Consider the following 16,903-nt stretch of genomic DNA (forward strand, 5'->3'; position numbering starts at 1 on the left):
CCATTACGCGGCCCGCACGGTCATCACCGACGCCACCCTGTTCGCGGCGGCCATGTTGGGCAGGCTGCGTCAGCGCGGACCCAGCAACCCCATCAGGTAACGACCATAGGAGTTTTTGGAAAACCGCTGCGCCTGGTCGCGCAGGGCATCCTCGGTGATCCAGCCCGCCTCGAAGGCGATCTCCTCGGGGCAGCCGGTCTGCAGCCCCTGCCGCTTTTCCAGGGTGCGCACGAAATTGCCCGCATCCAGCAGGCTGCCATGGGTGCCGGTATCCAGCCAGGCAAAGCCGCGACCCATCTTTTCCACTGTCAGGCTGCCATCGCGCAGATAGCTTTCCAGAAGCGTGGTGATCTCAAGCTCGCCCCGCTCGGACGGGGAGACCTGCCTGGCGCGTTCCGAGGCCGTGCCGTCCAGGAAATAAAGCCCGGTCACGGCAAAGTTCGATGGCGGCAGTTCCGGCTTTTCGATGATCGCCCGAACCCGGCCGTCGGGCTGGAAATCAACAACCCCATAGCGTTCGGGATCCGACACGCGATAGCCGAAGACCGTCCCCCCGCTGGTCCGCCCGTCCGCCGCCTTCAGCAGTTCCGGCAGGCCATGGCCGAAAAAGATGTTGTCGCCCAGCACCATGGCCGAGGGCGCGCCCGCCAGGAAATCCTCGGCCAGGATGTAGGCCTGGGCCAGCCCGTCGGGCGAGGGCTGGACGATCCATTCGAAGCGCAGGCCCCATTGGGCGCCGTCGCCCAGCAGCCGCTGGAACTGGGCCTGATCCTCGGGCGTGGTGATGATCGCGATGTCGCGGATTCCGGCCAGCATCAGCACGCTGATCGGATAATAGATCATCGGCTTGTCATACAGCGGCAGAAGCTGTTTCGACACGCCCATCGTGATCGGATAAAGGCGCGTCCCCGACCCGCCCGCCAGAATGATGCCCTTGCGTCCCGTCATCTTGCATATCCCAACTGCGTCAAAACCTGGTCGAGGTCGGCCCGCCAATCCGGCCGGGCAATACCGAAATCGCGCGCGATGCGCGAACAGTCCAGCCGCGAATTGGCCGGGCGCCGCGCAGGCGTGGGATAATCGCTTCCGGGGATGTCCTGGACCGCGCAATCCAGCCCCGCGCGCGCGAAAATGCGGCGCGCGAAATCCGCCCAGCTGACATCGGGCGCACCGCTGAAATGGTAAAGCCCGCCCTTGCCGCGATCCGCCTGCATCTGGCGCGCCATCTCCAGCAGGGCGGCGGCGATCCGGCTGGTGGCCGTCGGTCCGCCGACCTGATCGGCGACCACGTTGATCCGGTCGCGCTCGGCCCCCAGGCGCAGCATCGTCTTGACGAAATTCGCGCCATCCGGCGAAAACACCCAGGATGTCCGCATCACCGCCCATTGCCCGCCGGCCGCCGCGACCCGTCCTTCGCCGTCCAGCTTGGTTTGCCCATAGACGCCCAGGGGGCCGGTCGGCGCATCCTCGTCGCGCGCCCCATCGCCCGTCCCGTCAAAGACATAATCGGTCGAGACATGCAGGAACGGAATCCCCAGATCGGCCGCCGCCGCGGCCAGCAGACCGGGCGCGGTGGCGTTCAGCATCGCCGCCGCCTCGGGCTCGGATTCGGCGCGGTCCACGGCGGTATAGGCCGAGGCGTTGATGATCGCCCGCAGCCGCAGCGCCCGGATCCGCGGAACGACGGCCTGAGGATCTGACAGATCGGCTTCCGCGCGGCCCCAGACGGTCGCCTCCGGCGCCAGGCGCGCCAGGGCCTGCGCAAGCTGCCCGGACTTCCCAAGAACCAGCAGCCCGGTCATCCGGACTGCCCCAGGCGTTGACCGACCCCGTCGCGCGACAAGAGCGGCTGCCACCAGTCTCGATGGGTCAGATACCAGTCGACGGTTCTGCGCAGGCCCTCCTCGACCGTCACGGATGGCCGCCAGCCCAGTTCGGTGCGGATCCGCGAAGGATCGATCGCATAGCGGCGGTCATGTCCGGGGCGGTCGGCGACGAAGGTGATCAGGTCCGCATGTGGCGCGCCTTCGGGATGAAGATCGTCCATATGCGCGCAGATGGTGCGCACCAGGTCGATGTTCTTTGCCTCGTTTTCGCCGCCGATGTTATAGCTGCTGCCGACCCGACCCTTTTCGACAACCAGCAGCAGCGCATCGGCGTGATCCTCGACATAGAGCCAGTCGCGCACGTTGCCGCCGTCGCCATAGACGGGGATCGGCGCGCCCGCCAGGGCTTTCAGGATCACGACCGGCACCAGCTTTTCGGGGAAATGATAAGGCCCGTAATTGTTGGAACAGTTGGTCAGCACCACCGGCAGGCCATAGGTCTCGTGCCAGGCGCGCACCAGGTGATCGGACCCCGCCTTGCTGGCGGAATAGGGGCTGCGCGGATCGTAGGGGGTGGTTTCGGTGAACTGACCGGTCTCGCCCAGCGATCCGAAAACCTCGTCGGTCGAGATATGGTGGAACCGGAATGCCTCTGGCCGGCCCTGCGCGGTCCAGTAGGCGCGCGCGGCCTCCAGCATGTTGAAGGTGCCGATCACATTGGTTTCGATGAAGGCGGCGGGTCCGTCGATGGACCGGTCCACATGGCTTTCGGCGGCCAGATGCATCACCGCGTCAGGCCGATGGTCCCTGAAAACCCGGTCCAACGCCGCCCGATCACGGATGTCGACATGTTCGAAACGATAGCGCGGACTGTCTGCGGCCTCGGCCACATTCGCGGGATTGGCGGCATAGGTCAGGGCGTCGACATTGACCACATCGTGCCCGCGCGAAACGGCCAGGCGCACCACGGCCGAACCGATGAAGCCGGCACCGCCGGTCACAAGGATCTTCATGCTGCGGCCCCGTATTCAAAAGGAGATGTCCATTCGGCAAAGGCCGGGGCATCGCGGTCCTTGTCGGAGAGCAGCGGATCGTCCACCCCCCAGTCGATGCCCAGACTGTCCCATCGGACGGCCCCATCGCTGTCCCGGTCATAAGGGGCAGTGCATTTGTAAATGATCTCCGTATCCGGTTCCTGGGTCACGAAGCCATGCAGAAACCCCGCCGGTATCCAAAGCTGGCGGCCGTTTTCGTGGCTGAGCTGGACCGTGACCGATTGACCATAGGTGGGGCTGCCCCGCCGGGCATCGACCGCCACGTCCAGAAGCGCGCCCCGTCCGCAGCGCACCAGCTTGCCCTGCGCGAAGGGCGGGGCCTGATAGTGCAGCCCCCGCACCGTTCCCGCGCGGCGCGACATCGAGTGGTTGTCCTGAACGAAATCGGGCAGCACGACCCCCGCATCCGTCAACGTCTCGCGATTCCAGCTTTCGGAAAAGAAACCCCGCTCATCGCCAAAACGCTCGGGGGTCAGGATCAGGACATCGGGCAAGGCAGTGGCTTCTATCTTCATCAGATCAACCCAAGGACTGGAAACATCGCCCAACGTCTATGCGATAGGGCGGGGCCTGTCACTTGTCAGGCGAAAGAATCCCGTCCCTTCATTCGATCACCAGATCGGCATGAAGCGCCCCCGCCGCGTGAATCGACTTCAGGATGTCGATCATTTCCCGCGGCCGAACACCCAGGGCATTCAGCCCTTCGACCAGATCGCTAAGCGAGGTTTCGCCCGCCACCTCGGCAAAACCGATGCCGGGTTCGTTGCGCAATTCGGCAACCGTCCTGGGCACGGTCACGGTTTCGCCACGCGCAAAGGGGTTTGGCTGCGAAACCATCGGCGCCTCGCTCACGCTCAGCGTCAAGGCCCCCTGCGACACCGCCACACGAGAGATGCGCACCCTTTCCCCGATCACGATAGTGCCGGATTTGTGGTCGATGACCACCTTGGCGCGGTCCTCGGGTTCGACGGTCAGGTTTTCGATGCGCCCCAGGACGCGCGCCGGATTGACCGCCCCGAGCTGGCGGAATTCGACAAGAACCGTGCCGCTGTCCTGGGTCGTGGCAACGCGGCGATCGAAGTCGCTGTTGATCGCATCCTCGATCCGGGTCGCGGTTGTGAAATCGGCGTTCCGCAAGGCGACACGGATATTCTGGATGCCGGCGAAATCGAATTCGACCTCTCGCTCGACCCGCGCGCCGACCGGAATCTTGCCCGAGGTCGGCACCCCTTCGACCACGCGGGCTGCCTCGCCTTCGACCGCGGCACCGCTGGCGATGATCGAGCCCTGGGCCACCGCATAGATGTTGCCGTCCGCCGCCTTTAACGGCGTCATCACCAGCGTCCCCCCCAGCAGGCTTTTGGCGTCCCCGATGGTGGATACGCTGACATCAATGCGGCTTCCCGAACGCGCGAAGGGCGGCAGGGTCGCAGTTACGACCACAGCCGCGACGTTGCGGGATCGCAGCGCCTCGTCCGTGACATTGACGCCCAGTCGTTCCAGCAGCCCCGCCAGCAACTCCTCGGTGAAGGGGGCATTGCGAAAGCCGTCGCCGGTGCCGTCCAGGCCGACGACCAGACCGTAACCCACCAGATCGTTGCCGCGCACACCGTCGAAATCGGCCAGATCCTTGATGCGGACCGGGGCGGCAGCCGCGATCGCCGGCAGCAACGCCATGACGATCATCACCAGAAGACGCCGCATCACAGATAATCCACCAGCTTGAGCTGCGACAGCCGTCCGATCACGGAATAAAGCGTCTGCAACCTGGTTTCGGCATCGTTGAGCGCGGTCGAGGTCGCCAGCGGATCGGCCTCTCGCAGGGTGTTGCGGGCGGTTTGCAACGTGGCCGTCGCGGCGGACCCTTCCGTCTGGGCCGTGGCGATAACCTGCTGGGCATAGCCGACGCGCGACATCTCGGCGATCAAGGGCGACGAGTTGTCCAGCAACGACTTGCCTGCGGATTGCAACAGCTTCCGTTCTTCGGCTCCCTTCCCGGCCAAGGCACCGCGATCGACCATCGCCGCCGTCGCCAGGCCCTTGAGACTGTCGCGGATGGCGGGCGACAAAGCGGTCGTGGTCAGGGTGATCGTCGTGCTTTCGCCGATGGGGGCCAGCTGCCCGCCCGACCCGCCATGATAGGCGACATCCGCAAAACCGCCCGCGCCGGGGGGCGCGTCGAACCAATTTGACACCGCCTGCGCCACGTCTGCCGCCGTGGTCAGCCCTGCGACCTCGGCCGTCAAGGCGGTCAGGATGGCTTCTGCCGAGGCGAGGGGTTGGGTGTCGCTTTGCGTGCCGGAAAACAGAAAGCGTTGCCCGACCGAGCCGTTCAAATGGCCGATCACCGCCTGCAAGGACGAAGCCGCTTCCGCCGAGCGGGTGGCCACAAGCTCATCCGTCGCGGCCTGGGGTTCCAGGTAAAGGCTTCGCCCCATCCTGTCGGCCGTCGTCTGGACCGAGGTCAGCGCGTCCTGCATTCCCTTGGTATGGGCAGCGGCCTCGGCCGCGTTGCGCCCGAACTGCGCCAGCGCCGCCAGCCGCGATTCGATCCCGGCCAGGTTCTGGGTGTTGCCCTGCAGCCTGCTGCCCAGGTCGGCGACTTCGCCGCTGGACAGTTCGGCGGTCAAGGTCGCCATGGTGGTCTTGATCCGGTTCGTCGCGGCCTGCATGGCGAAGGCGCGGGCCTGATCCCCGATGGATTGCACCGTCATCGTCATATCCCCAGTATCTGATCCATCATGGTCTGGATCGCCTGAATGACCCGCGCATTGGCGGCGTAAGCCTGTTCGTATTGCAGCAGCCGCTGCATTTCGGCGTCGCTATCCACACCGTCCGCGGCCAGCCGCGACCAGATCGTATCGGCCTGCCCGTTGCGGATTGCGGCGTCGGATTGGGCATTGACCCGCGCGGTCGAAACCTGCGATTCCACCGTGCCCAGGCGGTCGGCCAACGAGGCCTTACCGCTGAACCCGGTGCCCGCCAAGGCTGCGGTCGCCTGGTTCAGGGCGTCCGACATCGCGACCAGCAGGCTGGCGTCGCCGACGGCACCTTCTGCACCGGCCGCCAGCCCGGACCGCAGACGCCAGGCATCGCCGCCCTTGGAGTCCACGACGGCGGCGCTCACACTGATCCGCCCGGCCAGCCCTGTCTTGTCCGCAAGACGGGCGCGGGCGCCATCGTCGGTGAACAATCCGGCCGAGGTGGCGGTCAGCGTGCCGTCGACGGCAGGATCGGCCAGGCGTTCGTGAAGATCATAGGCAAGATCGTCCAGCGAATCCTGGACGGCTGGGGCCAACTCGTCGCGGATCGCGAAATTCGCGGCCAGCGACCCGCCCGCGTAAAGCCGCATCTGGGCCTGCGTCAGTTCGGCCCCGTTCTGCGTCAGAAGCGCCAGCCCGGATCCGACCGTCTGGCCAGCCGTCACCTGACCTGCCGCGTCGAAGGCGAATGCGGTCGGCATGGTCCCGTCCAGAAGCACAGCGCCTCCGGTCGTGAACAGGGCCACGGCACCGGCGGCGCGCGTCACCTCTTGCATGGGGACGATCTTGGAAATTTCGCTGATGATCCCCTGCCGCTGGTCGATCAGCGAGGAGGGGTCCGAACCGTCGGCTTCCATCACCGTGATCCGGCGATTGAGATGCGCGACCTCGGCCAAGGACTTGTTCAGCGCGGTGATATCGGCGGCAATCGCCTGATCCGCCGCGCTGCGGGCGGCCTGAACCTGGTTCGAGGCCGCATTCAGCCGCGAGGCCAGGGCCTGCGCCTTGTCCACGGCCTGTGTCAGGCGGATTTCGTCGCCGGGGCGGCTGGCGGCCGATGACAGCGCGGTCTGGAAATCAGTCAGCGCCGCGCCCAGGCTGCCGGCCTTGCCGGCGATGCCGATCTGATCCTCGATTGTCGTGGCGAAAGCCAGCCGGGTGGAGGCCTCGGCCCGCGCGGCCTCGGCAAGGCGGGATTCGGACAGCACGCTGGCATTCACGGCGCGGGTGACGCCATCGACGCGCACGCCCCCGGCATTGCCGCCCGCGGTCTGGGCGCTGACCGCCAGTTCCCGCCGGGCATAGCCGGGGGTCGCGGCATTGGCCAGGTTCGCCGCGACGGTTTCGGTGCCCCGCGCCGTGGCCGTCAAGCCCGACACGGCATTTCCAAGGGCGCGCGCGATGCTCATTCCAACTTACCCCTCAGCGTTTGATGTTGGTGGTTTCTTGCAGCATCTCGTCGACGGTCTGGATGATCTTGGCGTTCGACGAATAGGCGCGCTGCGTCATGATCAGATGGGTCAGTTCCTCGGCCACGTCGGTGGTCGATTCCTCCAGGGCATAGCCCTGAACGGAACCCGTCGGACCGTCGCCCGCGTCCCACAGGAAGAAGCTGCCCGAGGTTGGCGAGATCTTGAAAGCCTGCGAATCGACCGAGATCAGACCGTTCGGATTGGGCACGTCCACCAGCGGAATCTGATACAGCGTCTTGACGAAGCCGGTGTCATAGCTGGCCTTCAGGAACCCGTCCGCATCCACCTCGACCGTGGTCAGGTTGCCGACCGGAGAGCCGTTCTTGGTGACGTTGGTGGGCGAGAAATTGGCCGAAAGCTGGCGCATTCCCGTCGTCCCGCCCGGCGTGCCGATGACCAGATCCATGGACCCGCCCGCCACGGCCAGACCGATCGCCCCCGTTACCGGGTCATAGGCCCCGCCGCTGAGCGTGGTCACACTGGCGATGCTGCCGCCATTCGCCTGGCTTTCATCGAAGACGATCCGATACGACCCGACCAGGTTGGTCGCCGGATTCGACGCCGAATCGCGCACCTCCATCACCCAGGTGCTTGACATGCCTGTCGCGTCCGAGGCGTCGGGAGCGAAGGTGATGTTCAAGGCCTCGGACGTGCCCAGGTTGCCGAAATATTCCACCCTGAAAGGGATCGACGCGCCTGACGCCGTGGGCAACGTTTCCGTCGCGGGCAGGTTGACGCCAAGGGATATCTGGGTCGTCGGATCGCCGGCGGTCTGGTTGGCGCTGATCTGGACGGGCACCAGCCCGGTCATGGTATCGCGCGACATCACCGGGATGCTGCCATCCGCCTGGGCGGGCCAGCCCATCAGGACCAGGCCCGATTCCGTGCGCAGGATACCCTCGGCATCGGTGCGGAACGAGCCGGTCCGGGTCATCATGAAGGGCAGGTCGGTAAAGCCGTTGTCCAGATCCACCGCCGATGTCACCGGCAGCATTCCGCGCCCGGACACCGCGATATCCAGCGGGTGAGAGGTCGTCGACAGCGCCCCGTCATCCTCGATCAGGCGTTGCGTCGTGGCCGTGACGCCCCCCGCCGAATACAGCCCGGCGATGCGATGCTGGTTCAGCACGAAGGAATTGAAGTCCGTTTCCATCCGTTTGTAGCCGTAGGTGCCCGAGTTCGCGATATTGTCGGAAATCGTGGCAAGACGGGTGGAGTTTGCCGCCAGCCCGGAAACACCGGCACTCATCGCGGAAGACATTGACATGGCATCACCTTTTTCAGTTCGCCTTGATCATCCAACGCAGGGCTTAAGATTCGCCTAATCGCGCCGGCCTATCTCAGTAAAATCACTTCGATCCGGTTGTTGGCCGGATCCATCGGGTTTCCGGTCTTGCTCTTGCGGTCGGCATATCCCGTAACCCGCTGGATTCGCTTGGCGTCCAGGCTGGATCCCTCCAGCAGGTTGCGGACCGCATGGGCGCGGGCATCCGACAGCGACCAGACCGGAGAGTTCACCAACATTTCGGGATAGGCCCGGACATGGCCGGAAACGGCGATCTGGTTGCGGGTCTTGGCAATGACGCGGGCGATGATTCGCGTCAGTTCGGACAGGACCGGCTGCGGCTGGGCGCTGTCTTCCACGAACAGCGCCTGGTCGGTCAGATCGCCCAGTTCGATGACCAGCCCCTCATCGGTCATGCGGGTGACGACGTGGCGCAAGAGATTGGTCAGTTGCTGCGATTCGCCGCCGGTGGCGCGAAGCTGGCGGCCGATCTCCTCGGCCACCTGATCCAGGGTCGCGTCCGAGGCATCCTTGCCCAGCTGTTCCACCCCCTCGCCCGAGGCGCCGGGCGTCCGCACGATGGTGGGGTTGAAATACTCGGCCAGGCCCACGCGCTGCTGTTCCGTGGTGGCGTTCAGAAGCCACATCAGCAGAAAGAACGCCATCATGGCGGTCACGAAATCCGCATAGGCGACCTTCCAGGCGCCGCCATGGTGGCCGCCTTCGTCCGAAGCGGTCACCCGCTTGATCATGATCGTGGGGCCCGCCGCCCCCTTCTGCCGTGCCATCGCCATCCCGCCGTCGCTGTTCAGGCGGAATGTCGCGGCAAGTCAGCCGTGAAACAAGCCGACCCCTCAAATGCTAGGCATTATCCCCGGACGGGACGGCCGGCTCAGTCGGTGTGCCAGCCGCTGATGGCCTTGGAATCCATGAATTCCTCCAGCCCCATGACGCCGCCTTCGCGGGCGCGGCCCGACATCTTGACGCCGCCGAAGGGCGATCCCGCGCCGCGCGACTGGCCGTTCATCTCGACCATCCCCGACTGCAGGCGGCGCGCCACGCGGTTGCGGCGCGCGCCGTCCTGGGACTGGACATAGTTGGTCAGCCCATAGGGCGTGTCGTTGGCGATCTCGATGGCCTGTTCCTCGCTGTCGAAGGGGATGATCGACAGGACCGGGCCGAAGATTTCCTGCTGGGCGATGGTCATGTCGTTGCCGACATCGGCAAAGACGGTCGGGCGGACGAAATAGCCGCGGTTCACGCCGTCGGGCAGGCCGGTGCCGCCGGCGACAAGGCGCGCGCCCTCGTCGATGCCCTTCTGGATCAGATCCTGGATCCGGTCCCATTGCGGCTTGCTGACCACGGGGCCGATATGCTTGCCCGGCTGGTGCGCGCTGGCCACCTGGGTTTCCTGGGCAACCCTGGCCGCCGTCTCGACCGCCTGGTCATAGATCGAGCGTTCGACCAGCATCCGGGTCGGCGCGTTGCAGGACTGGCCGCTGTTATAGAAGCAATGCCGCGCGCCGCGCACCACGGCCTTGTCGTCGGCATCCGCGAAGACGATGTTGGCCCCCTTGCCGCCCAGTTCCAGCACGACCTTCTTCAGCGTATCCGCCGCCGCCTTGGTGATCGCGATCCCGGCGCGGGTCGAGCCGGTGAAGCTGATCATGTCCACATCCTTGTGGGTCGAAAGCTGCGTGCCGACCCCCGGCCCGTCGCCGTTCACCAGGTTGAAGACGCCCTTGGGCAGGCCCGCCTCGTCCACGATCTCGGCAAAGAGCAGCGACGACAGGGGCGCGATCTCGGACGGTTTCAGCACGCAGGTATCGCCCGCCAGGATCGCCGGGATGACCTTCAGCGTGACCTGGTTCATGGGCCAGTTCCAGGGCGTGATCAGGCCCACGACGCCCACAGGCTCCCATGCGACCATCGAGGTCGGGGCATGATCCCCCAGCGGACGGATGAAGTCGAATTCCTTGAAGGCACTGATGAAATTCTGGATATGCCAGGTGCCCGCGGCGGTCTGGTCGCCCAGCGCCATGTCCTGCGGCGCGCCCATTTCGTGACTGATCGCCCAGGCCATGTCCGGCGCCCGGCGGTTGTAGATCTCCAGGATCCGTTCGACATGGCGCAGCCGTTCGGCGGGATCCGTGCGCGACCAGTCGGCGAAGGCCGCCTTGGCGGCGGCGACCGCGCGGTCGGTATCGGCCTGGTCGCCCAGGCTGATGACCACCACCGCCTCTTCAGTCGAAGGGTCGATCACGTCAAGGTCGCTGGCGCGGGCGGGATCGACCCAGGCCCCGTCGATATAGAACTTGCGCTTGTCCAGAAGCCCGGTCATGGCGATCCCTTCCCCGTTCGGATTTCCCGCACAAGGTGAAGCGGCGGGCGGCCCTGTGCAAGCCTTGTAAATCTCGACAAAGAACGTCGATAAATCACTGGCATTCCGGTTCGTTTTCCCTATTCTGCCGGGGTCACCCCACTCGAAAGGCCCCTCATGTCCCTGCGCATCAACGACATCGCCCCCGATTTCACCGCCTCCTCGACCGAGGGCGAGATCCGCTTTCACGACTGGCTGGACGGAAGCTATGCGATCCTCTTCAGCCATCCGCGCGACTTCACGCCGGTCTGCACGACCGAATTCGGCGCCGTGGCCCGGCTGGTTCCAGAATTCGAGAAGCGCGACACCAAGGTTCTGGGCGTCTCGGTCGATTCGGTCGAGGATCACGGCAAATGGAAGCGCGACATCGAACAGGTCGCGGGCGTCCCGGCGAATTTCGCGATCATCGACGACCGCGACCTGACCGTCGCCAAGGCCTATGACATGCTTCCGGCCGAGTATTACCTGCCGGACGAAGGCCGAACCCCCGCCCATTCGGCCACCGTGCGCAGCGTGTTCATCATCGGCCCCGACAAGAAAATCCGCCTGACGCTGACCTATCCGATGTCCATCGGCCGCAACTTCGCCGAGATCCTGCGCGCTCTGGACGCGGTGCGCAAGACCGACGGCGTGCCCATCGCGACCCCCGCCGACTGGCAGCCCGGCCAGGACGTGATCGTGGCGCTGTCGCTGGACGACAAGGCGGCCGAGGAAAAATACGGCCCGCTGGACATCAAGCTGCCCTATCTGCGCTTTGCCAGGGATCCGGCGTAAGGCCCCTCTCGGCCGCGCCTGGGGGTGCGGCCGATCCTCAGGCCGACTGCCCTCAGGGGTTTTCCCAGGCCCGGCGCAGCCAGTCGATCTTGCCGATCCGGCGATAGACCTTGTGCCCCCGGCCGGCAAAGACCTCCTCCATCTTCGGCGCCCCGGCAAACAGCACGATCCTTGCGCCCTGGGGCAGGCTTGGATCGCGCAGATAGCTGGCGACATTCCGGGGCACGCAGTCATTCTTGAAACTGACGCACCAGCCGCGCGGCCAATAGGTCAGCTTGCCCTGCCGATCCAGCAGGTCGCTGACCATCTGCTGTTCATGCTCATAACGGGCCGAGGCGTCGGCGGGGTCGGCAAGATAGCGGTCCAGCACTTCGGGATGCGCGCCGATGGTAAAGCGGAAGACCGAGGTATTGCCGACCCGATGCAGGAAGCGGTCGCGGGCGGGCCGGAGGCGGCGCAGGGGTTTCGGACGGAACAGATCGTCATCGCGGATGATCGGCACCTCGCCCGGATAATCGAAGAACGGCGCCAGATCGCCGACGACCACCAAGTCCAGATCCAGAAACAGCGCCGTCCCCGAAAGCCCCCCCAGATCGCGGCGAAACAGCGCCAGCTTGCGCCACCGCGTATCGGAACTGCCCTCGGGCAGCCCCAGTTCGGGCAGCGGCAGGGCCTCGATCCCCGGTGCCAGCCCCTCGGCATCATCGGTGAAGCAGATGAAGCGATACGGCCGGTCCAGGTGGCGGCGCACCTGCGCGGCCAGCCGGTTGACATCCGCCGCACTGTAGAGCGTGCCCCATTTCATTGTCAGGATCAGCAGGGACTCACCATTCATGTCCAGCTCTCGTGGTTGGGAGGCAGCTTGCGCCAGGCCGGATCGGTCTGGCAAGAAGGACGTGACGACCAGCCGACGGGTTCAGGTTTCGCCGCTGTCCCACCAGCCGGTGCGATCGCGATGGTGCAGCGCGCGCAGCCGGGCGAAGGTCGTGTCATGGATCTGCATCCGGTCATAGATCGTCTTGAAGATCATCCCCGCGGGACCGGTGGCGAAATAAGGCTCCAGCCGCCAATACAGGTTGCGAAGCATGTCATCGCTGCCCGCCTTGAACACGGCCAGCCCGTCGAACAGCGGGACCATGCCCGCCTGAAGCCCCTCGATCCGTTCGGGCAGCGGGGCCAGCGTCTCGGCGCCGTGGATATAGCGGTCGGATTCGCCGATCTTGACCATATTGCCCAGAAGCGTGGCCATCATCGCCACCGCCCGCGCCTGCGGATCGGCGGCATGGTCGGCCAGCGTATCCGCGGCCGAGATCAGCCAGCGCAGATTCAAGCGTCGGCACAGGAACCCTGCCTCCTGCGCCCAAAGCGCTTCGAACCGCGCGATGTTTTCGGCCAGCCGCACCTCGCGGCGAATCAGGACAATCAGCGAGGCATGGTGGAAAAGCAGTTCCGCCTGCCCCGAGAACTCTCTCCGCAGATTCGCCAGATGCTGGTCGAGCGATTTTTCCGACCCGTGGGTCTGCACAGGCGTGCCCGCCTCGATGATCCGGTCCCGCATTGCGGCCAGATCGGGATCGGCGACGATATGGCGCCGGGCGCCCCAGCGTTTGCGGTGCTGGTTCAACGAGAAGAACCGCTCGATCCTGGATTTCCTGCGCCTGACCATCCGCCTGTGGCCCTTGCCGAACTGGAATGCCGTCAAAAGAAGAACCCGGACAAGGCCGGGTGCTTCACGATCTTGCGGAAGGATCAGCCCTCGGCCGGTTCTTCCTTGGTCTCGGTGATCTCCTGGCCGGTTTCCTGGTCGACCATCTTCATGCCCAGGCGGACCTTGCCGCGATCGTCGAAGCCCAGCAGCTTGACCTTGACCTCCTGACCTTCCTTCAGCAGTTCGTTCGGATGGTTCAGGCGCTTGTTGGCGATCTGGGACACATGGACCAGGCCGTCGCGCTTGCCGAAGAAGTTCACGAAGGCGCCGAAATCGACCAGCTTGACGACCTTGCCGGTATAGATCCGGCCTTCTTCCGGCTCGGCCACAATCGAATAGATCATGTCATAGGCCTTCTTGATCGAATCGGCATTGGCCGAGGCGATCTTGATGGTGCCGTCGTCGTTGATGTCGACCTTGGCGCCCGAAACCTCGACGATCTCGCGGATGACCTTGCCGCCGGACCCGATCACTTCGCGAATCTTGTCGGTCGGGATCTGCATCGTCTCGATCCGGGGGGCGTGGGCCGAAAATTCGCGGCGGCCTTCGGTCAGGGCCTTGGCCATTTCGCCCAGGATGTGCAGACGGCCTTCCTTGGCCTGCGCCAGGGCCTGTTCCATGATGGCAGGCGTGATGCCCGCGACCTTGATGTCCATCTGCAACGAGGTGATGCCCTCGGCGGTGCCGGCGACCTTGAAGTCCATGTCGCCCAGGTGATCCTCATCGCCCAGGATGTCGGTCAGGACCGCATAGCGGCCATCGTCTTCCAGGATCAGGCCCATCGCCACCCCGGCGACCGGCGCCTTCAGCGGCACGCCCGCATCCATCATCGCCAGCGACCCGCCGCAGACCGACGCCATCGAGGACGAGCCGTTCGATTCGGTGATCTCGGACACGACGCGGATGGTATAGGGGAAATCGGTCGGCGCGGGCAGCACGGCTTGCAGCGCGCGCCAGGCCAGCTTGCCGTGGCCGATCTCGCGGCGGCCGGGGGAACCGACGCGGCCCACCTCGCCCACCGAATAGGGCGGGAAGTTGTAGTGCAGCAGGAAGTTGCTGCGGCTGTTGCCGTGCAGGGCGTCGATGATCTGTTCGTCGTCGCCGGTGCCCAGCGTGGTCACGACCAGGGCCTGGGTCTCGCCACGGGTGAACAGCGCGCTGCCATGGGTGCGCGGCAGGATGCCGACTTCGCTGTCGATGGCGCGGACGGTCTTGTTGTCGCGGCCGTCGATGCGGGCGCCGCCATTGATCACGTCGCCGCGCAGGATGCCCGATTCCAGCTTCTTCAGCGCCGAATCCAGGTTCGGATCGGCCAGATCGTCCTCGGACAGGCCGGCCTTGACGGCCGCTTTCGCGGCTTCGATGGCATCGTGACGCTCACCCTTGTCACGGATGGCATAGGCGGCGCGCATTCCGGCTTCGCCCAGCGACTTCACGCGGGCAAACAGCGCGCTGTAATCGGGCGACTGGAAGTTGAAGGGTTCCTTCGCGGCGGCCTCGGCCAGGTCGATGATCAGGTCGATCACCGGCTGCATCTGCTCGTGGCCGAACTTCACGGCGCCCAGCATTTCGTCCTCGGACAGTTCATAGGCCTCGGACTCGACCATCATCACGGCGTCCTTGGTGCCCGCGACGACCAGATCCAGCCGCTGTTCCGGGTTGGCCCGCAGGTTGTCCATGTCCGACACTTCGGGGTTCAGCACATACTGGCCGTTGGCGAACCCCACGCGGGCGGCGCCGATCGGACCCATGAAGGGCACGCCCGACAGGGTCAGCGCCGCCGAGGCCGCGATCATCGCCACGATGTCGGGATCGTTCACCAGGTCGTGCGACAGCACGGTGCACATCACCAGCACTTCATTCTTGAAGCCCGGCGCGAACAGCGGGCGGCAGGGCCGGTCGATCAGGCGCGCGGTCAGCGTTTCCTTTTCCGAGGGGCGCGCCTCGCGCTTGAAGAAGCCGCCGGGGATCTTGCCCGCGGCATAGTATTTTTCCTGATAGTGAACCGTCAGCGGGAAGAAGTCCTGCCCAGGCTTCGGTTCTTTCGCGAAGGTCACGTTGGCCATGACGCTGGTCTCGCCCAGGGTGGCGATGACCGTGCCGTCGGCCTGACGGGCAACCTTGCCCGTTTCCAGCGTGAGCGTTTCCTGGCCCCACTGGATGGATTTCTTCACTTCATCAAACATCTGATTTCCTCTGGGCCGCGCCAGCCCTCTGGTTCGCGCCCGTGTCATATGGCGGCCCCATTGCCGCCGCCCCTATCCTTTGCATGTGCCCCAGGGCATGGGCGTCACGTCACAGATGGCGGGGCCTTACAGGAAAACAGGGGGCTTGGGAAGTGGCCAGACCGGCCCGCCGCCGGAGGCCCGCCAAGGCGCGGGGCGGGGCACGGGTTCGTCGTCAACGGCAACGCCCGCAGCCGGGGCCGCGGGCGGGTTCCTTGCGGTTCGGGCGGGCCAGGCGTTACGCGGCCCCCGGCTGGCTCGCCGGCGCGGCCTGGACGCTGGGCTGCGCGGCGGCATGTTCGGCCACCTCCTTCTGAGCCGGGTCGGCCTTGGGCGTGACCTTCAGGATGTCGACCAGGTTCAGCAGCTTTTCCCGCTCCATCCCGCGGATGGCCCAGGCGCGGGCGCGATCTTCCTCGGACGGATCGGCCGCCTCGGCGGGTCGGTCGGCGGCTGTTTCAGAAACGGCCGCCACAGGTTCGGCCGATGCCGGGGCCGAAGCAGGGTCCGAGGATTGGTTTGCGGCGGCGGCCGCGACCCGTTGCAGCGCCTTGTCGGACAGGTCGAACTTGACGCCTTCAGTCTGCGCCGCTGCGCTGCCTTGCTGCGGGGATGCCGCCACCAGAGGCGTTTCTGCGGCCTGCTGGATCGTCTGCTGGGACGCGGCGGCGGCCGGGACCACGGCCCCGGTCGATGTCGTCGCGGCGCGGGACGGGGTTGCGGCGGGCGCTGCGGGGATCGTTGGGTTCAGAAGGGGCTGCAAGATCGGTTTCAGAATACCAAGTATCATTTCCGCGGTTCCTCGTTGATAACGCCCCCGATTTTAGAGGCCGTCAAACGGGAGTCGACGAAATAGCCCTTTGAATTTTAATGAAGCATTAACCAGTTCAGGGGCCTTGAAACGCAAGACGCCCGCGACGGGATCGCGGGCGCCTGCCTGTCCGGTCGGGCTGCGATCAGCGGCGCAGGCCCAGCTTGCCGATCAGGTCGGTATAGCGGGCTTCGTCCTTCTTCTTCAGATAGTCCAGCAGCTTGCGGCGCTGCGCGACCATCATCAGCAGACCACGGCGCGAATGGTTGTCTTTCTTGTGGGTCTTGAAATGCTCGGTCAGGGTGGCGATGCGCGAGGACAGGATCGCCACCTGCACCTCGGGCGAGCCGGTGTCGCCTGCGGCGGTGCCGAATTCCTTGATGACGCGGGCTTTTTCTTCAACGGTGATCGACATCGGGGTCTCCTTTTCGGAACGGGGTTATGGCGCAGGCCGGGATGTCGTCCAGCACTGGCCCGTGGAGGGTCCGCCCGAAGCACCGGGCCGGATGCGCGCCCATACAGGGAAAGCGCGGCCAGGGAAAGGGGCAAGTTATCCCGGACCCCGGACGATCACGATTTCCGCGACGGCCAGGCCGCCGCCTTGC

The 16,903-nt window shown here is 65.6% G+C and carries 16 protein-coding genes; 1 reads left to right on the plus strand and 15 read right to left on the minus strand.

Annotation, left to right across the window (positions count from 1 at the left end):
• Positions 1–69: 69 nt before the first annotated feature.
• The 10 genes from rfbA to PXD02_RS14665 all read right to left on the minus strand — a co-directional run bounded on the left by rfbA (position 70) and on the right by PXD02_RS14665 (position 10,741).
• Positions 70–948: a glucose-1-phosphate thymidylyltransferase RfbA gene (rfbA, locus tag PXD02_RS14620; RefSeq protein WP_275104562.1), complete on the minus strand. Its 879-nt coding sequence runs from the start codon at positions 946–948 to the stop codon at positions 70–72.
• Positions 945–1,802, minus strand: coding sequence for a dTDP-4-dehydrorhamnose reductase (gene rfbD, locus PXD02_RS14625; protein WP_275104563.1), 858 nt, complete (start codon positions 1,800–1,802; stop codon positions 945–947). Before rfbD ends, rfbA begins: the two co-directional genes overlap by 4 nt.
• Complete coding sequence (gene rfbB, locus PXD02_RS14630) at positions 1,799–2,839, minus strand: dTDP-glucose 4,6-dehydratase (protein ID WP_275104564.1); 1,041 nt, start codon at positions 2,837–2,839, stop codon at positions 1,799–1,801. The genes rfbD and rfbB overlap by 4 nt, the downstream gene beginning before the upstream one ends.
• Entirely contained in the window at positions 2,836–3,396 is a 561-nt protein-coding gene (rfbC, locus tag PXD02_RS14635) for a dTDP-4-dehydrorhamnose 3,5-epimerase (RefSeq protein WP_275104565.1), read from the minus strand. The genes rfbB and rfbC overlap by 4 nt, the downstream gene beginning before the upstream one ends.
• Before the next feature lie 88 nt (positions 3,397–3,484).
• Positions 3,485–4,588, minus strand: coding sequence for a flagellar basal body P-ring protein FlgI (locus PXD02_RS14640; protein WP_275104566.1), 1,104 nt, complete (start codon positions 4,586–4,588; stop codon positions 3,485–3,487).
• Positions 4,585–5,595, minus strand: a complete 1,011-nt coding sequence (locus PXD02_RS14645; RefSeq protein ID WP_275104567.1) for a flagellin N-terminal helical domain-containing protein — start codon at positions 5,593–5,595, stop codon at positions 4,585–4,587. The genes PXD02_RS14640 and PXD02_RS14645 overlap by 4 nt, the downstream gene beginning before the upstream one ends.
• 2 nt (positions 5,596–5,597) lie before the next feature.
• On the minus strand, positions 5,598–7,052 hold the full coding sequence (flgK, locus tag PXD02_RS14650) for a flagellar hook-associated protein FlgK (RefSeq protein ID WP_275104568.1): 1,455 nt from the start codon (positions 7,050–7,052) through the stop codon (positions 5,598–5,600).
• A gap of 13 nt (positions 7,053–7,065) precedes the next feature.
• A complete protein-coding gene (locus tag PXD02_RS14655) occupies positions 7,066–8,382 on the minus strand; it encodes a flagellar hook protein FlgE (RefSeq protein ID WP_275104569.1) in 1,317 nt (438 codons plus the stop codon).
• Between the two features lie 68 nt (positions 8,383–8,450).
• Entirely contained in the window at positions 8,451–9,188 is a 738-nt protein-coding gene (locus PXD02_RS14660) for a flagellar motor protein MotB (protein ID WP_275104570.1), read from the minus strand.
• Positions 9,189–9,292: 104 nt separating this feature from the next.
• Positions 9,293–10,741: an aldehyde dehydrogenase family protein gene (locus tag PXD02_RS14665; RefSeq protein ID WP_275104571.1), complete on the minus strand. Its 1,449-nt coding sequence runs from the start codon at positions 10,739–10,741 to the stop codon at positions 9,293–9,295.
• A gap of 156 nt (positions 10,742–10,897) precedes the next feature.
• Here PXD02_RS14665 and PXD02_RS14670 point away from each other — a divergent pair, with 156 nt between their 5' ends.
• Positions 10,898–11,554 carry a peroxiredoxin gene (locus PXD02_RS14670; protein ID WP_275104572.1) on the plus strand — a complete coding sequence of 219 codons (657 nt, stop codon included), beginning with the start codon at positions 10,898–10,900 and terminating at the stop codon, positions 11,552–11,554.
• Positions 11,555–11,606: 52 nt separating this feature from the next.
• On the opposite strand, the gene PXD02_RS14675 is transcribed toward PXD02_RS14670, so the two are convergent.
• The 5 genes from PXD02_RS14675 to rpsO form a co-directional block, all read right to left on the minus strand.
• Complete coding sequence (locus PXD02_RS14675; protein WP_275104573.1) at positions 11,607–12,389, minus strand: hypothetical protein; 783 nt, start codon at positions 12,387–12,389, stop codon at positions 11,607–11,609.
• Between the two features lie 81 nt (positions 12,390–12,470).
• Positions 12,471–13,220: a hypothetical protein gene (locus PXD02_RS14680; RefSeq protein ID WP_275104574.1), complete on the minus strand. Its 750-nt coding sequence runs from the start codon at positions 13,218–13,220 to the stop codon at positions 12,471–12,473.
• 83 nt (positions 13,221–13,303) lie between these two features.
• Positions 13,304–15,448, minus strand: coding sequence for a polyribonucleotide nucleotidyltransferase (gene pnp / locus PXD02_RS14685; RefSeq protein WP_275104575.1), 2,145 nt, complete (start codon positions 15,446–15,448; stop codon positions 13,304–13,306).
• 277 nt (positions 15,449–15,725) lie between these two features.
• Positions 15,726–16,277, minus strand: coding sequence for a hypothetical protein (locus tag PXD02_RS14690; protein WP_275104576.1), 552 nt, complete (start codon positions 16,275–16,277; stop codon positions 15,726–15,728).
• A 166-nt stretch (positions 16,278–16,443) separates the two neighbouring features.
• On the minus strand, positions 16,444–16,713 hold the full coding sequence (rpsO, locus tag PXD02_RS14695) for a 30S ribosomal protein S15 (protein ID WP_103172335.1): 270 nt from the start codon (positions 16,711–16,713) through the stop codon (positions 16,444–16,446).
• Positions 16,714–16,903 lie beyond the last annotated feature (190 nt).

It is taken from the genome of Paracoccus sp. S3-43 (assembly GCF_029027965.1).
Classification (GTDB): Bacteria; Pseudomonadota; Alphaproteobacteria; order Rhodobacterales; family Rhodobacteraceae; genus Paracoccus.

Bases quoted from the DNA above. Each gene is read 5' to 3' on its own strand.
- rfbA (WP_275104562.1), bottom strand. From the start codon at position 948: ATGACGGGACGCAAGGGCATCATTCTGGCGGGCGGGTCGGGGACGCGC.
- rfbD (WP_275104563.1), bottom strand. From the start codon at position 1,802: ATGACCGGGCTGCTGGTTCTTGGGAAGTCCGGGCAGCTTGCGCAGGCC.
- rfbB (WP_275104564.1), bottom strand. From the start codon at position 2,839: ATGAAGATCCTTGTGACCGGCGGTGCCGGCTTCATCGGTTCGGCCGTG.
- rfbC (WP_275104565.1), bottom strand. From the start codon at position 3,396: ATGAAGATAGAAGCCACTGCCTTGCCCGATGTCCTGATCCTGACCCCC.
- PXD02_RS14645 (WP_275104567.1), bottom strand. From the start codon at position 5,595: ATGACGGTGCAATCCATCGGGGATCAGGCCCGCGCCTTCGCCATGCAG.
- flgK (WP_275104568.1), bottom strand. From the start codon at position 7,052: ATGAGCATCGCGCGCGCCCTTGGAAATGCCGTGTCGGGCTTGACGGCC.
- PXD02_RS14655 (WP_275104569.1), bottom strand. From the start codon at position 8,382: ATGTCAATGTCTTCCGCGATGAGTGCCGGTGTTTCCGGGCTGGCGGCA.
- PXD02_RS14660 (WP_275104570.1), bottom strand. From the start codon at position 9,188: ATGGCACGGCAGAAGGGGGCGGCGGGCCCCACGATCATGATCAAGCGG.
- PXD02_RS14665 (WP_275104571.1), bottom strand. From the start codon at position 10,741: ATGACCGGGCTTCTGGACAAGCGCAAGTTCTATATCGACGGGGCCTGG.
- PXD02_RS14670 (WP_275104572.1), top strand. From the start codon at position 10,898: ATGTCCCTGCGCATCAACGACATCGCCCCCGATTTCACCGCCTCCTCG.
- PXD02_RS14675 (WP_275104573.1), bottom strand. From the start codon at position 12,389: ATGAATGGTGAGTCCCTGCTGATCCTGACAATGAAATGGGGCACGCTC.
- PXD02_RS14680 (WP_275104574.1), bottom strand. From the start codon at position 13,220: ATGGTCAGGCGCAGGAAATCCAGGATCGAGCGGTTCTTCTCGTTGAAC.
- pnp (WP_275104575.1), bottom strand. From the start codon at position 15,448: ATGTTTGATGAAGTGAAGAAATCCATCCAGTGGGGCCAGGAAACGCTC.
- PXD02_RS14690 (WP_275104576.1), bottom strand. From the start codon at position 16,277: ATGATACTTGGTATTCTGAAACCGATCTTGCAGCCCCTTCTGAACCCA.
- rpsO (WP_103172335.1), bottom strand. From the start codon at position 16,713: ATGTCGATCACCGTTGAAGAAAAAGCCCGCGTCATCAAGGAATTCGGC.